12 protein-coding genes are annotated in these 13,722 nt (G+C 57.9%); 2 read left to right on the top strand and 10 right to left on the bottom strand.

What is annotated here, in order from left to right; all coding sequences use genetic code 11:
- Window positions 1-9 precede the first annotated feature (9 nt).
- From AB1L30_RS20250 to AB1L30_RS20235, 4 genes are all read right to left on the bottom strand, one after another.
- Window positions 10-1,011, bottom strand: a complete 1,002-nt coding sequence (locus AB1L30_RS20250; protein ID WP_367015426.1) for a DUF1559 domain-containing protein — start codon at window positions 1,009-1,011, stop codon at window positions 10-12.
- A 279-nt stretch (window positions 1,012-1,290) separates the two neighbouring features.
- A complete protein-coding gene (locus AB1L30_RS20245; RefSeq protein ID WP_367015424.1) occupies window positions 1,291-1,743 on the bottom strand; it encodes a hypothetical protein in 453 nt (150 codons plus the stop codon).
- Between the two features lie 20 nt (window positions 1,744-1,763).
- A complete protein-coding gene (locus tag AB1L30_RS20240) occupies window positions 1,764-2,762 on the bottom strand; it encodes a DUF1559 domain-containing protein (RefSeq protein ID WP_367015422.1) in 999 nt (332 codons plus the stop codon).
- A gap of 389 nt (window positions 2,763-3,151) precedes the next feature.
- Window positions 3,152-5,272: a DNA topoisomerase VI subunit B gene (locus tag AB1L30_RS20235; protein WP_367015420.1), complete on the bottom strand. Its 2,121-nt coding sequence runs from the start codon at window positions 5,270-5,272 to the stop codon at window positions 3,152-3,154.
- 454 nt (window positions 5,273-5,726) lie between these two features.
- On the opposite strand from AB1L30_RS20235, the gene AB1L30_RS20230 reads away from it, so the two are divergent.
- Together AB1L30_RS20230 and AB1L30_RS20225 are read left to right on the top strand one after the other, a co-directional pair.
- Window positions 5,727-6,092, top strand: a complete 366-nt coding sequence (locus AB1L30_RS20230; protein ID WP_367015418.1) for a hypothetical protein — start codon at window positions 5,727-5,729, stop codon at window positions 6,090-6,092.
- A 56-nt stretch (window positions 6,093-6,148) separates the two neighbouring features.
- A complete protein-coding gene (locus AB1L30_RS20225; RefSeq protein ID WP_367015416.1) occupies window positions 6,149-6,757 on the top strand; it encodes a hypothetical protein in 609 nt (202 codons plus the stop codon).
- Between the two features lie 596 nt (window positions 6,758-7,353).
- Here the strand turns inward: AB1L30_RS20225 and AB1L30_RS20220 are convergent.
- The 6 genes from AB1L30_RS20220 to AB1L30_RS20195 are packed head-to-tail and all read right to left on the bottom strand — an operon-like array spanning window position 7,354 to window position 13,659.
- Window positions 7,354-9,852, bottom strand: coding sequence for a tetratricopeptide repeat protein (locus AB1L30_RS20220; protein ID WP_367015414.1), 2,499 nt, complete (start codon window positions 9,850-9,852; stop codon window positions 7,354-7,356).
- A gap of 14 nt (window positions 9,853-9,866) precedes the next feature.
- Window positions 9,867-10,310 (bottom strand): biopolymer transporter ExbD, encoded by a 444-nt coding sequence (locus AB1L30_RS20215; protein ID WP_367015412.1) that lies wholly within the window; start codon window positions 10,308-10,310, stop codon window positions 9,867-9,869.
- A complete protein-coding gene (locus AB1L30_RS20210) occupies window positions 10,310-10,738 on the bottom strand; it encodes a biopolymer transporter ExbD (protein WP_367015410.1) in 429 nt (142 codons plus the stop codon). The genes AB1L30_RS20215 and AB1L30_RS20210 overlap by 1 nt, the downstream gene beginning before the upstream one ends.
- Window positions 10,739-10,744: 6 nt before the next feature.
- Window positions 10,745-11,572: a MotA/TolQ/ExbB proton channel family protein gene (locus tag AB1L30_RS20205; RefSeq protein WP_367015408.1), complete on the bottom strand. Its 828-nt coding sequence runs from the start codon at window positions 11,570-11,572 to the stop codon at window positions 10,745-10,747.
- A 9-nt stretch (window positions 11,573-11,581) separates the two neighbouring features.
- Window positions 11,582-12,625: a tetratricopeptide repeat protein gene (locus AB1L30_RS20200; RefSeq protein ID WP_367015406.1), complete on the bottom strand. Its 1,044-nt coding sequence runs from the start codon at window positions 12,623-12,625 to the stop codon at window positions 11,582-11,584.
- 26 nt (window positions 12,626-12,651) lie between these two features.
- Window positions 12,652-13,659, bottom strand: a complete 1,008-nt coding sequence (locus tag AB1L30_RS20195; protein WP_367015404.1) for a hypothetical protein — start codon at window positions 13,657-13,659, stop codon at window positions 12,652-12,654.
- Between the last annotated feature and the right edge of the window lie 63 nt (window positions 13,660-13,722).

The following is a 13,722-nucleotide window of genomic DNA, read 5'->3' as shown; positions in this document are numbered from 1 at the left end:
CGGTGGTGATTAGTATTCGCCAAGGGTCACGCCGTCGTCCGACATGCCCAGTCGCTGGTAAACACCAACGGTGGTCTTGTCGAGATTCGAGAACGACGTGTAGTAGGCTGCCTGACCACCGCTGGTCGTCAGACCTTCGCTCGATTCGATCGTGTCGGCGATGAAGTGCACACTGCCATCAGCGAACAGGAAGTTCGCACCGCCTGGGTGCATGCTGGCGAATGCCGAGTAATACCGACCGGTCAGAGGCGTGTTCAACTTGTTCGAGAACGTACGCCCCAGGACCTTCGGAGCCGACCAATAGGTTTCGCTGTACGAGTTACCAACGCCAACCCAGTAGCCTGCCTGGTGCAGGTAATCACGCTCGCCGATGGCAAACGTATTGCTGGTTCCGTCGGTGATGCGAGCCATGTTGATACCATCTTGAACGTTCATCACGCCGTGCCAGTCGGGCACCTGGGCGGAAGGAGAACCGTTCCAGTTGTAGGTATAGTGACCCATGCAAGCGACGTAGTTGCTGATGGCAGGCTTGGTCGATTCTGGACCGCTGGAGTGAATGAAGTCGACAGTCGTGTTGATCTCGCCGTTGCTCGCATCACTTGGGCAAAGATAGCCACTGATCGGCGTGCGGATGGCAGCCACTTCTAAGGCTGGCCAGTTCGACGAGTTGGTGGTTGGCAACGCTTCGTTCAGTTCGCGCGAAGTCACGCCCAGCGTGTCGTGCAGGGCCGACTGTTCGATGAATGGCAACAAGCGTGCGCCCCAGCCCCACTGAGGATTCGTGCCGGCGATCTTCGTCTTGTCCGTGAAGCCGTAACTGGCTGGGAAGTGGCCAAACGTATCGTGGAAGTTGTGTAGCGCAATGCCGATTTGCTTCAGGTTGTTATTGCACTGCATGCGACGCGCTGCTTCGCGAGCCTGCTGCACAGCCGGCAGCAACAAAGCGATCAACACACCAATGATGGCAATCACCACCAGCAATTCGACAAGCGTAAAGCCTCGAGCTTTCATCCGGGAACCTCTGGGAACTTAGGCGATAATGAATTAAGAAGACACCTAATATCCCGTGATATTTTTCGGGGCTCGTTCCGTCAATGAAGATTCCACGAAATCGTGGGAATCAGGTGGAAACGAGCATTTTCCGCCGGCAGAATCGCCCAAAAGTGGCCATGGTTCTACATCGATAGCGGGGTGGCGTGGACAAGAAATAGCCACACCGTTCCCCTTCGCCGAAGCGACTGGCAACGGTGTGGTATCTGCCATGAACGAGTTCGCCGGTTGCGGTCGAACTTATTTCGACTGCAGATCGATATTGTGGGTATTGCTGCCAGCCTCAACCACAATGACCTCGATTTCTTCCCAATAGCCGCGGGGCAGATCGGCCATCGGATTCTTCGGCAGCGGTCCGACCGGGCGACCATCGGGGCCAATCTCAGGCATCGGTGCTTCGACCGAACCTGGGATCAACTTCACCGAGTGCTCTCCGAGTTGAATGCCAGGCTTGTTGAACGAGAACTGCGCGACGTAGTGACCGCTCTGGTCGGTCTGGGCATACGAAGGAGAACCGCCGTCGGTCGTGGGCGAGAACTGTAACGCTACGCCGGCCGGGGCTGGTTTGCCATCGATGGTCACCACGCCCGATAGCGAAGGAAGACCTCCTCCACTGCAGCCGGTGACGACCAACAACATCAACAGAAACAAGCAACGAGCGAGATTGCCCGTTGCGTTCATGTAAAATCGCATCGGTTTGATCTCCGCTAGGTTTAGTACTGTCCGACCGACTGGCCATCGTCACGTAAACCAAGCTTCTGATAAACGCCCACCGTCGACGTATCGAGATCGTTGTACGAGGTGTACCACGCGGCTGGGTTTCCGTCGTTCTTCAATCCTTCCTTCGACTCGATCGTTTCCGCGATGAAGTGCACGCTGCCGTCGGCAAACAGGAAGTTGGCCCCGCCTGGGTGGAGGCTGGAAAAAGCAAGGTAGAAACGTCCGACCAACGGCTGGTTTACCTTCTGGCCAAACGTCCGTCCGATCGCTTTCGGTGAAGACCACGACGATTCCGAATTCACGTTGCCAGGGCCAACCCAGTAGGCGGCATGATGGATCGAGTCCCGTTCGCCGATGGCAAACGTATTGCTCGTTCCGTCGGTGATGTCAGCCATGCGAGCCCCTTCCTGCGGATTCATCACGCCATGTTGGTTGGGGATACTGGCCGAAGGGGATGCGTACCAGTTCGTCGTATAGTGACCCATGACGCCGGCATAGTTGCTTTTGGCTGGCTTGGTGCTGTCGGGGCCGCCCGTGTGGCAGAAGTCGACCGAGGTATTGATGTCGTCGCCAGGATCGCTGGGGCAAATGAACGCATCAAGTGGCGTTCGCATGGCAGCGACTTCAACCGCTGGCCAACTCGACGAATTATTGCCTGGCAACGCGTCGTTGAATTCGCGTCGTGAAACACCCAGCAGATCGTGCAGGGCCGACTGTTCCAGGAACGGAAGGATCCGCGATCCCCAGCCCCAGGCTTTCACCCAACTGCCGGCGTTGGCCTGATCGTTGAAGCCGTAGCTCGCCGGAAATCGGCCGTAGGTGTCGTGGAAATTGTGCAGGCCAAGGCCGATTTGTTTGAGGTTGTTGTTGCATTGCATCCGCCGGGCAGCTTCGCGGGCTTGTTGTACGGCCGGAAGCAGCAGGGCGATCAAAACACCGATGATGGCGATCACCACAAGCAGCTCGACGAGCGTGAAGGCTCGCTTTTTCATGGGAAAATCCTTCCACCGAAAATAGGGATCGAGATGAGATAGGAGGAGGTAGGCTGTGATATATCCCGTGATATATAGCTTTCGGCAGGGTGTCAATTGTAAAATCATGCAAAATACAAAAGTGTAGTGCTTCAGGTGTGAAATCCCTTCTGGCTAGGGTGGTGTCTTCCCGCAAGACTAAGGGGATCGCATCGAGGTGCTTGGCAGAAGATCACCCTTTTGCCGCACGCCCTGATCGGTTTCAAGCCGATACTCAGAGGGTATTGAGAATGGTTGCGGTGGCAGGAAGGTCATTAAATGAAACGGTACAGCGCACTAAAAAGCCTCGACCAGAGGGAACCTGGGCGAGGCTTTGAGTGGGAGTTTATCGGCGAGAGGCAGCGCGACGATTATTCGTCGTCCGCTTCGTCTTCGTCCTCATCGAACAGCTCGTTCTGAGCGTCGTCGGAGCTGCTGCTTGGAGCCGCTTCGGCTGGTCGATTGAGCATGTCGGCCAGCATCTCTTCTTCGTCTTTCTCAACGATCAGAACGCCACCGCCGTAATCGGCTTGAGCCGGATCGATCGCCTTGCCGCTTTCGTCGAAGACCATGTCCGCTTCGGCGGTCTTCTTCTTGGCGACCTGAAGCAGCTTTTCGTAGATGTCTTCTTTCTCGACACCATTGATATCGCTTACGGCCTGGGCGACTTCGCCGAGGTAGCGACGGAAGATGCTACGACGATCGGCCTGCTGCTTCACCTTCATTCGGCGACGCAGGAACATGCCGAGCTTTCGACCGACCGTTTGCAGGGCGAGTCGCATTTCCTTTTGGATCTCGTCATAGCTCGCCACCGCTTCCTTGGCCTGGTTCGTAAACGGAACCCAGACGCTGGCGATGTGAACCATGATGGTCACCGGGCCGCTTGGCAAGTTGCCCCGCGATTGCGACAAGCCATACGACCGCCAGTTGGTGCCGGCGATGGTCTTGGTAATCGCACAGTCGCCATGCTGGAACTGCAGCGGAACGCGGTTGGCATAGCGATAAACGTTCATCGACTGCCCTTCGTTCACGTTCACGTTCTGCATCGCGTCGAAGAGAATGTCGACCTCTTTCGGCTTCATCTTGTTGGGGCTCTTACGCGTGCCCAACTTCGACGTCTTCAAGATCTTGTCGGCGGCATCGGGACCTAAGCCGTTGAACGTCAGAATCAAAAACTGACGGACCGTTCGGGCATCGGTTTCGTACAGCAACTCTTTCAGCAGATCCTTGGTGATCTTCTGCGTTTCGACATTGCCACCGTAAGCCAGAGCAACTTCGATCTGGAAAGGGTTGCCGCGATAAACGGCCGGCGGACGGGTAGCAGCCGCATAGAACTCGGCTGGAACGACACTGTGCAGTCCTTTGAGCAACTGATCTTCCCCGATCGGAACGATACAGTCGGTCGTTGGATTGCTGATCTTCGTGTCTTGAATCGCCGCGTACAAATGCTCGGCATGATCGCGGTCGATCCGCTTCAGACGCATCCGCGTGCTCAGCTTCGCCTTATCGCAGATCTGCTTGGCAATCGTCGGGCTGACGCGCGAGAACGAGTTGGTCAGAAACCCAGACAGGCTCGACTCGTTGCTCTCTTTGCACATCGAGACCAGTCGGCCCAGTTCGACCCCGTACGGATGCGGTTTGATTTCGGTCGCTTCCGGCGGAAGGATGTCAGTTGCACGGCGATAGGTTCGCTGCACGCCGCTGGGATCGGTGTAGTGCAACGTGACGTGCGGGTTGGCGATCGCCGTCTGCTCGAGATATTCGTCAACGCTCCCTTTGCCGCGCTGGTACTTGGCTTCCAGTTCCAGCGAGACGCGGGTACCGTGCGCCAGTGGCTTGGGGGTATCGTCGAGCGACTCGGGATGGAGGTGGGTTTCCCACTCGATACCGTTGTCTTGGATGTACTTCTCACCCTTCTCACCGGGTGGGATGTCTTCGCCGTCCCCCTTGCCGTTGAGGATCTCAGGCTTGTTCACCTTGGTGTCGATGCGAAGTTCGTAGTAGTGGGCCGGCTTGTTCTTGCCGGTCTTACTGACAATCTTGATCGGCTTGCCGGTGGTCAGAATGGCATACATGCCGGCGGCACTGATACCGATACCTTGCTGACCGCGGCTCATGCGCAGCCGGTGGAACTTCGAGCCGTACAGCAGCTTGCCGAAGATCAACGGAATCTGCTTCTTCAGAATCCCGGGGCCGTTGTCCTGGACGGCAGCCTTATAGCGGCTTTCGCCCGTCTGTTCGACATGCACCCAGATCTCGGGCAGGATGCCGGCTTCTTCACAAGCATCCAGCGAGTTGTCGACCGCTTCCTTGATGGTGGTCAACAACGCCTTCCGCGGATTGTCGAAGCCAAGCATATGGCGGTTCTTGGCAAAGAACTCGCTAACCGAGATCTCGCGCTGCTTCTTGGCCATCGATTCGGCGGTGGCGCGGCGCGGGGCTGACTTCTTGTTTGCGGATCCATTCGCAGTGGTGGTGGCGCCTTCCGACAACGTGAAAACTCCTCAGCAACTGATGGGCATCATTCGACGCGGGCCAGAACCCCAAAATAGGGAGAGGAACCGGCCAGAAACTGGCTTCCCTTTGACTTCACCCTATAGCCACTCTTCGACTTGGGCGAGGGGGCAGATGAATGTCGAATCGCCGATTGTAGTAAAGTTTACCGATTGCGGGGATAGCGGCAGACTCTGGAACTTAGGGGTGACTGTTACAGTCGGAAGAATAGGGGCTTTTGGAACGATAGGCTCAGAAAGACTCAGAGCTGCGATCGTAATAGCCGATCTAACCAAGGACGGAAGGTCTGGACTTATCTGACCCGCGCAGATTGCCGAAATACCCAAAGGCGGCGGATTGGACCAGGTTCCCATAATAGGTCGAGCCAACCCAAACACTGCCACGGACTCGTGGTTATCCAGTTGCCGCTAAATGGCAGGAGCTATCAATCGGATGAAACGCATCGTTACCACTTGCTTGTTCGCATTGGCCGTCACCGCGGCCACGCTGGCCACTGGTACGTCGGCCCAGGCGAACGAATACGCCAGCCCTTCGGTCGAAGGTGGCATGATGAACCAGTACTACGTTGCCGACCCGTACTACGGATATCCGGCCGCGATGTACACCGCTCCGATCACAACTCCACCGTACGTTCCGCAAACGTACATCACCTATCCGCCGCTGAATCCGCATGAATTTTTGTACAAGCATCACCGCACGTACTACCACTACTACAACGGTGGCCAGGGATTCAATCGCACGAAGGTCCACTGGTACGGCGGTCGTACGCTGCTGAACCCATACAACCCATTCTTCTAATCGAACCTTATTCGAGCCGGACAGCGTCCCCTCGCTTCACGTAGGAAAACCAGACAATGACCCAGACACGATTGTTTCTTGCTCTCCTCGTCGGCCTGACCTTTGCCGGCAGCGTGCAAACTGCTGAAGCCGGTTGGCTGTGGGGACGTGGATATAGCAACGAAGCCAACGCCCAGCATGCTTCCGAGCTGCCGTGGCATGGTGGCTATGCTTACCAGAACTATCAGACGCCTGTCGCGATGGTCGTTCCGCCGAACGCGAACATGCAGACCAATTACTCGTGGGGCGTGCCAAGCAGCCGCATGACGCCGATCTATCACCAATTTGGTGTCACGCCAGTCGGTGGAATCACGGGCAGCCCAAGCAGCCTGGGAATCACGCCTTACCACCCAAGCGACACCCGTCAGTTCGGCGTTTACAACGTTCGTGGTCCTTGGACCTGGAATGCCGCCAACCTGAACTATGGCTGGCACATGGGCTTCCACCATCGCCCACACTGGAACGACAAAATCGGTAGCTGCCCGAACGGTAACTGCGGCAACGGTTACTACGGCGGTGGCCAGGGCCGGGTCATCACCGAAGAAGGCTACGTTCCTGGTAGCTACAGCGAACAGCCAGTCGCTCCAGCAACCGCTGCTCCGACCCCAGCCACGCCAGAAGCTTAGTCTTCCCGGCCTCGGCATCTCGAACAACTCGAAGCGAAGCTCTCACCATATTGAGGGCTTCGCTTTTTTCATGCGCCTGGCCAGCGGACCAACTTCGACGTTCACTCCCCTGCTCTGCTACCTTCCGCCAGGCATCGCTGACAGCAGCCAAAGTGCTATCGCCAGGGATCCCTTTTCCAGCAAAATCGCGCCGCGCCCCTTGCCTGGAAATCTCAAGTCGCGAAGGATGTTATCGTCTCGACAACACGCATGGTCTCCTCCTCCCGGTGTTTGCGTGAGAACCTATCGGTTAGGCCCGGTTTTGCGGGCATATTCGCCGAATTTCGAGATTCGGAAAGGGTCTCGAATGTTTTGGCACACCGAGTGAATTAATAGGCTCTCAACGAAGCCCACCCCAGGAAAATTTTTCGTAAGAGACCAGACCCATGCTCGAGTTTGAAACCGCTTTGATCTTCTTCGGTGCCTTGACCGCGATCGTCCTCGGCCTGCATGTTTGCCGTCCGATCAAGGCCACCAACCCTTTTGGTGCCTAATGCCTCGAGCTGGGAACATTCGCCCGGCAGAAGGCCAGGCTTTACGAAACGAATGGAAACGTCTTAAGGATTCGAGATTTGTTGCATCAAGTGCACGAAACGAGATTTCATTTCGGGCCCGCCCATATCGGGATAAAGCGTTTGCAGATAGCGAACCACCTGCTTCGCTTCTTCGGGATCCCCGAGCTTCACATGACACCGGGCAATTTCCAGTTTGGCTTCATACCAGGCTGGCGACTTTGTCCGGCTCTTGCGACTGATCGTTCGCCAATGCGTCAGCGCTTGCTCTTGGAGCGGCTTCGTCGATCCTCGCGATAACATCCGCGCCAGGCCAAGCTGAACCTCTTCTTCGTTCGGATGATCGGCCACCAGTTGCTGATAGACCTGAATCGCCGCATCCAGCTTGCCGCTGGCGGCCAAGGCTTCCGCTTCACGAAGGTGAATCACCATCTGCATCGCGGCATCCAGCTGGCCGAGATTGGGCTTCAACATGCCGATCACGGTCAGCTCGATTTCCGCAATCTGGGGTCGAACCATCGGCGAGGCGGTGCCTGACATCTGTCCCAGCGCCTGCAGGACCTCGAACAAGTGGGTCGGGCTGTCGTCGCGGGCCTGCTGCAGTTTGGCCTTCGCTTCGTTCAGGTTGCCCAGTCCTGCCAAGGCAATCACCTGTAACGATTCCAACCGACTTCGCCACCCTTCCGGTGCGTTCGGATTGGCTTGCAAGGCAACATCCAGCAGCGCCTTCGCGCTACCGTATCCTTGGTTGGTGTAATTCAACCACAGCTGGGCCGCGCTCTCGGCGGCCAGACGCATGGTAGGTGTCCACTCGGGACCCTCGGGTGAACTTTGCAGGATGACTTTCTCGAAGTAGTCGATCACCTTCTTCACATCCATGGGAACCAACTGACCATTGCTGGCCGAAGTTTGGAACCATTTCAAGGATGCCTGACGAACACCTTCAACCGCCGAGGCGAAGTGCGTCGATGTCGGCGGGATCTGCAGATAGGCCTCGGTCGCTTGTCGCCAATGCCCTTGCGAAAACTCGATCTGAGCTAGCCACATGGCGGCCTGAGCGGCTGGTTCCCCTTCGGGCCAATGGCTGAGGTTCTCGCGCAGCAAGGCGATGTACGGTTCGAGCTGCGGGGGATTGGACTGCCGGGCAATTTGCGACTGGTAATAAGCCGCCGTCAGATGTCGGAGCGAAGCATCCTTCTGGGCAGGAAATTCCAACGCCGTTTCTCGCAAACGTCGAACGGCATCGGGCAGATCGTTCGCTTTCAATGCGACGGCAGCGGCTGCCAATCGCATTTCATATTCACCACTTCCCTGGTTCGAGCGACGAGCGGCCGCGGCTCCCAGGTCATAGTTCTTAAGTGCCTCGGCCCACTGCTGCTGCCGAACGTACCCTTCCGCCGTGCGACGAATCAGGTCGAGGTTTTCCGTTCCGCCTGTCGAGGCGGTGCCGGTTAGCTGCTGTTCGGCTCGCCGGGCCCAGTACGAGCCATGCAGTTGATCGAGTTGCTTCACCACCGCGGCTGAGCGATTTTGCCACTTCTGAACGTCGCCCGCGTTCTTTGCTTCTTCCGCTTGTTTCCATAACTCCAGAAAAGTCTCGAAGCAGGCGAAGTCGAACTCGGGTGAAATCTGCCCGTCCAGTTCGCGTCCCTGATTAATGATCTGCGTCGCGGCTTCCAGGTCGTTGCGAGCCAGCGCCACGCGAATCCGCTCGGCGTTGGCGGCCAGAGCGACTTGAGCAGGCGGCTGCTGCTGCAGGAGGAAGGCGGCCCGAGCGTCAGCTTCGTCCAACCGGCCTAGCGAACGCAGCGCACGCATCTCGAGCAAACGCGAAGGCCACAGCACGCCTGTGTCGGGGCGAAGCTTGGTGAGCGGTTCGACCGTTTGGATGGCCTGGCTCATACCACTGGTTCGATCGAGCGAATCGAGCGGGTACGACAACCCTTGTTCCTCGAACGCCTCGGCCTGGCTCAGTGTCACGCGGCGGGAAAGGGCCAGCAACTGATCTGGCGTGAAAGGCCCTGGCTGGCGAGCGCTGTGCGAGAGTCGCAGCATTTCGTCGACTGACTTTTGCAGCTGTTCGTATTGCTGCACAACCTCGGCGGCGAGCGTCTGGGCTTCGGCTAGTTTAGCTTCGTCGTTGAAGACTTCCCCTTCCTGTCGCAGTAAGCGAAGGCGAGCCAACAAGCTGTTAGCCGATTGCACCTGAATGATGATCAGCGCGGCCGAGTCCGGGAACTGCGTTTGAAATTGCGGCAAGACCGAGGCGGCCGCTTTCCACCAGCGATCGCGTTCGTAAGGCGAGCTGCTCATGGCGTGCAGCGTGTAAGCACGTACCAGTTCCGCACCCATTTCGGCGCGATCGGTTGGCGAGACCGCGTCGGAAACGATTCGTTCGGCAGCGTATCGTTCTGCCAGGACAAATAGCTGACGCTGCAACAAACCGTCGATCATCCGACGATCATCGTCCAGACCAGAGTCCGCCCAGGCCATGGAGAAACCAGCCAGGCAGAAGAGCAGCGCGATGGCGAAACGAATGTACACGCAGGCCCCCTTCCCTACTCTAGCTCGACGGCGAACTGAATCTCTTGAAAGTTCAGCAGCCGGCTGACGTCGTACACGTCGATCACGCGGCCGACAGGCACGAGGTCGTCTGGATCGATGATCAGCGGAACGTCACTACGGATCGACGCGAGCGCGGCCAGCACTTCGCGAACCTCGGCGACCGACTGCGAACGATTGTCGTTCACCACGTAGGTGTACTTGCCGCCGTTTTCAGTAATTCGGACGACGATCTGATCGAAGTCCTCGACTTTCAGTTCTTTCTCTGCTTCGGTCCCGACCGCTTGCGGCTGCGAAACGCTGCTAGGCAACGCGTACTCGACGATCTGGAAGCTTGCCGTCCACAGGAAAAAGATCAACAGCAGGAACACGACGTCGATCATCGGCGTCATGGCGACCTGGAGTGTCTGGCGATCGCGATAAGGGCTGGGGCGTTTCATCAGGGGGCATCCTCCGGACGAATGACGGAGAAGGCAATGCTCCAGATCCCGGCTTCGGTGGCGGCCAGCATCACCGGCTTCACGTTGGCGTAGGGTGTGGCCCGATCGCAGCGGATGCGGACTTCAATCGAGTCGCCCGATCGTTCTCGTTCGGCGGCGAAACGCTCTACCAGTTGTTCAGCCGGAACCCGACGTCCTGCCAGGATCAGCGTGCCGTCGGCTTCAATATTGACGACGACGCGGGCCATTTGATCGTCGACGATCTCGTGCCCGCTTTCAGCTGCCGGCAGAGGCAGCGGCATCTGCGCTTCCTGCTTCGCCAGGTGACTGGAAACGAGGAAGAAGATGATCAACAGGAACACGACGTCGATCATCGGCGTCATGTTGAACTCGGCCTCGCCTCGTTTCAGGTTGGTCGGCACACGCATGACGACTTAGCTCCTGGTGGCCTGAGCGGCTCGCTTGCGACGCTTCAGCGGTGTGAAGACCTGCTGGGCCACGTATGCGGCCTCGGCGACGAGCTCGTCGACCCAGTTGCGGAAGATCGCGAAGGCACCCAGCGAAGGAATCGCCACCAACAGGCCTCCCACGGTTGTGACCAGAGCCTGATAAATGCCTTCCGCCAGATCCCCCGCGCCGGCAGCGCCTTGCGTCGCAGCGACTTGCTGGAAGGCGAAGATCATCCCGGTGACCGTACCAAGCAGCCCCACCATCGGAGCGATGTTGCCAATCACCGAAAGGTATTCGATCTTGCGGAACAAGCGGGCCGATTGTTCGGCGGTGGCATCTTCCAAGGCCTTTTCAACGGCCGACCAGCCACCATCCAGCTCGGCAATTCCACTGAGCAGGACGAACGACAGGAAGCTCGGACGTTCGCGACAGGTACGCTCGGCATCTTGTACCTTGCCAGCCAAAAGGAGATCGCGAACCGTATCGCCCAGCTCGGCCGGCATGATTTCGGTCTTGCGGATGGTCATCGCATGTTCAAAGACGAGATAAGCCGCCGTCATCGACAACGCCAGCAGAAAGATCAGGATCAAGCCACCGACAATGCCGCCGCTGAGAATGATCTGCACGATGCCTGTCTTCTGCGGAGGTGCCGCGGCAGTTGCTTCCGGAGCTGGATCAACCGGTCCGGCGTCTTGAGCCGAGGCGACTTGCGGGCCAGCGGCTGGAAACAGCGACGAACCGGAGCCGAGCATTCCGACGAGCAGCACGATCAGGCATGCGGACCAAATTCCAATTCGAGTCAGATTCGCCAAGGTCGTCTCCTAGTTGCTTCCTGCACCAGCTAGTCGTTTGATAAAGATGTCTGCTTCCTGCCGAGCAGGCTGGTCGCCATATTTTTCGAGTACTTCTTGCAACACGCGAATGGCCTCGTCTTTTTGGCCAGCGCGTTCGAGCGATCGTCCCGCTTGCAGCAAACTCTCAGCGGCAACCGGACGATGGGACGGATATAGAATCGGCGGCCGCATCAATGCCAGTGCGGCCTGGGTATCGTTGTCGAGTTGCCGCCACGCTTTCCCGACCACCAGGTAAGGCCCCGCAAGCGCGGCTCCGCGAAGGACGCCTGCTTCGAGCTGCTTTTCCCATTGCTTCACATCGGGCGCGGTGGCAGTCACCACTTTGGTTTGCCACAACTGCGCTTCGGCCAGCATGGCAATCTGCGGCGAAGGATTGCGGCGCAGCGTGTTCAAAACGTTCGTTGCTTGCGAACGATCCGACGTGCTTAGCAGCCAACTCGCTCCGAGCAGTTGTGCCTGAGGGACTGTCGACTGCTGGAGCCATTGCCTCGCGACACGATCTCGATCGAAGTCAGGCGCAAGGCTGAACCACGAGAGAGGCATCGCCGCGATCCATTGCGTCTGGGGATCTTCCGCCACGATCTGCAGGTAGGTGTTCCCGGCTTCGACAATGCGGCCGGCGTTATGCATCGCAATGGCGGTATCGGCGAGGATCTGCCGTCGAACCCATGCCCGTGTTTCGGTCGTGGTGGCTTGCTGTAGGAGGCGAATGGCTTCGTTCGACTGCCCGGCCACCAGCAGCTTCTTCGCTTCCAGATAATCGGGACGATAGTCGGTCTCGACGAAGTCAATCTTATCGCTGGCGATCGAAGTCGGACCGGTCGGTGTCTGCAGCGAGAGCTCTTGGCCGGTGTAATCGATCACGTTGCCGCGCACCTTGGTGGCAGGTGAACCGGGGCTGGTAGGGCGAAGCGTCACGACATCTTCCGCCGCGCAGATCGAAGGACTCAGCTTGGCAAAGCAAGCTAAGGCCAGAATCAAAAGCGTGGGTCGGATCGCACGACGTCGCAACGGAGGTCCTTGTCAGCAAACGTGGTTCAGTAGGAAGGCTTGCGGCCCAGCGTCGATATGTCGACGTAGACATGGCTGCCGTCGTTGCCTTCGGCCAATTTTACCAGAAAGTTCCGTCGCCCATCGTAGGGGCCATACCCAAATTCGATCGCGTGAATCGAGACCCCTCGATTGAGCTTGCGAATCCGTTCCAGATCGGCCGGAAACAACTGCGGCTGATCAGCGTCGGTCAGAAAGAAGATCACGTCGGGATTCATCTTTAAGGCCAACGCTAACGCGTCGACGTGCGACGTACTGCCGCTGGCGATTATCCCACGTACGAAACGCTCGGCCAGATTGATCCCTTGTTCGTCGGCGAAGACCAGCTGAGGGCGATCCCCGCGCGGACTGAAGACTTCTGGGTTTTCGTTGTAAAAGATGATCGCGAACTGATGCAGTTTATCGAGGTCGTGCAGACTCTTGATCAACTCTTGCTTGGCCGCGGCAAGTGGTTGCCCGTACATACTGGCACTGCGATCGAAGACGTAAACAAACTTCGACCCTTGTCCTTCGGCACCAAAGACCGATGTCTTGCCTTCTTTGCCGAGACCACCTTTGGAGGGCGCGCCACCCTGCGTCATCCCGCCGGCCGTGGGGAGCCCGGTCGCATCTTGGCCGGTGAGCGCTTCGTCGCCGCGCGGAAGTAGATCTCCCATCGTGCTGGGAGGAAGGTCGAGAGCTGGCATTGCCTGTTCAAGTGCTTGCTGTGCTTGCTCCGAGTCGCTGGTTGCCTGGCCATCGGCCGCCTGGCTCGAATCGCCGTCGAAGTATTCGGTCGAATTCTCGGAACGGTTCGCCAAGGTAATGCTCCCCTGACGAGCGGGCTCTTCCCCGATTCCCTTACTAACGGTTTGAACCGTCAGAATTAAAAGCGTTCCGATCGCCGCATGAACCAGTAGCGACATCAACCATGCTGGCATCGTCCGACGCGACTTCACCCACTCCGTTTGTTCGGCGGGCTGGATCGAATCGGGATGGGAATGGGAAGGCGACATACTTCTTTTATGGCGGTAGTTAGAAGAACGAGCGATATGAAATTGGTTTGTAGCCAGCCACAC

It is taken from the genome of Bremerella sp. JC817, from assembly GCF_040718835.1.
Lineage (GTDB): Bacteria > Planctomycetota > Planctomycetia > Pirellulales > Pirellulaceae > Bremerella.
The sequence above is the reverse complement of the archived record's forward strand: the minus strand, read 5'-3'. Positions and strand labels throughout refer to the sequence as shown.

Excerpts from the sequence above, each read along its gene's own strand:
- AB1L30_RS20250 (WP_367015426.1), bottom strand. The coding sequence starts at position 1,011 with ATGAAAGCTCGAGGCTTTACGCTTGTCGAATTGCTGGTGGTGATTGCC.
- AB1L30_RS20245 (WP_367015424.1), bottom strand. The coding sequence starts at position 1,743 with ATGCGATTTTACATGAACGCAACGGGCAATCTCGCTCGTTGCTTGTTT.
- AB1L30_RS20240 (WP_367015422.1), bottom strand. The coding sequence starts at position 2,762 with ATGAAAAAGCGAGCCTTCACGCTCGTCGAGCTGCTTGTGGTGATCGCC.
- AB1L30_RS20230 (WP_367015418.1), top strand. The coding sequence starts at position 5,727 with ATGAAACGCATCGTTACCACTTGCTTGTTCGCATTGGCCGTCACCGCG.
- AB1L30_RS20225 (WP_367015416.1), top strand. The coding sequence starts at position 6,149 with ATGACCCAGACACGATTGTTTCTTGCTCTCCTCGTCGGCCTGACCTTT.
- AB1L30_RS20215 (WP_367015412.1), bottom strand. The coding sequence starts at position 10,310 with ATGAAACGCCCCAGCCCTTATCGCGATCGCCAGACACTCCAGGTCGCC.
- AB1L30_RS20210 (WP_367015410.1), bottom strand. The coding sequence starts at position 10,738 with ATGCGTGTGCCGACCAACCTGAAACGAGGCGAGGCCGAGTTCAACATG.
- AB1L30_RS20195 (WP_367015404.1), bottom strand. The coding sequence starts at position 13,659 with ATGTCGCCTTCCCATTCCCATCCCGATTCGATCCAGCCCGCCGAACAA.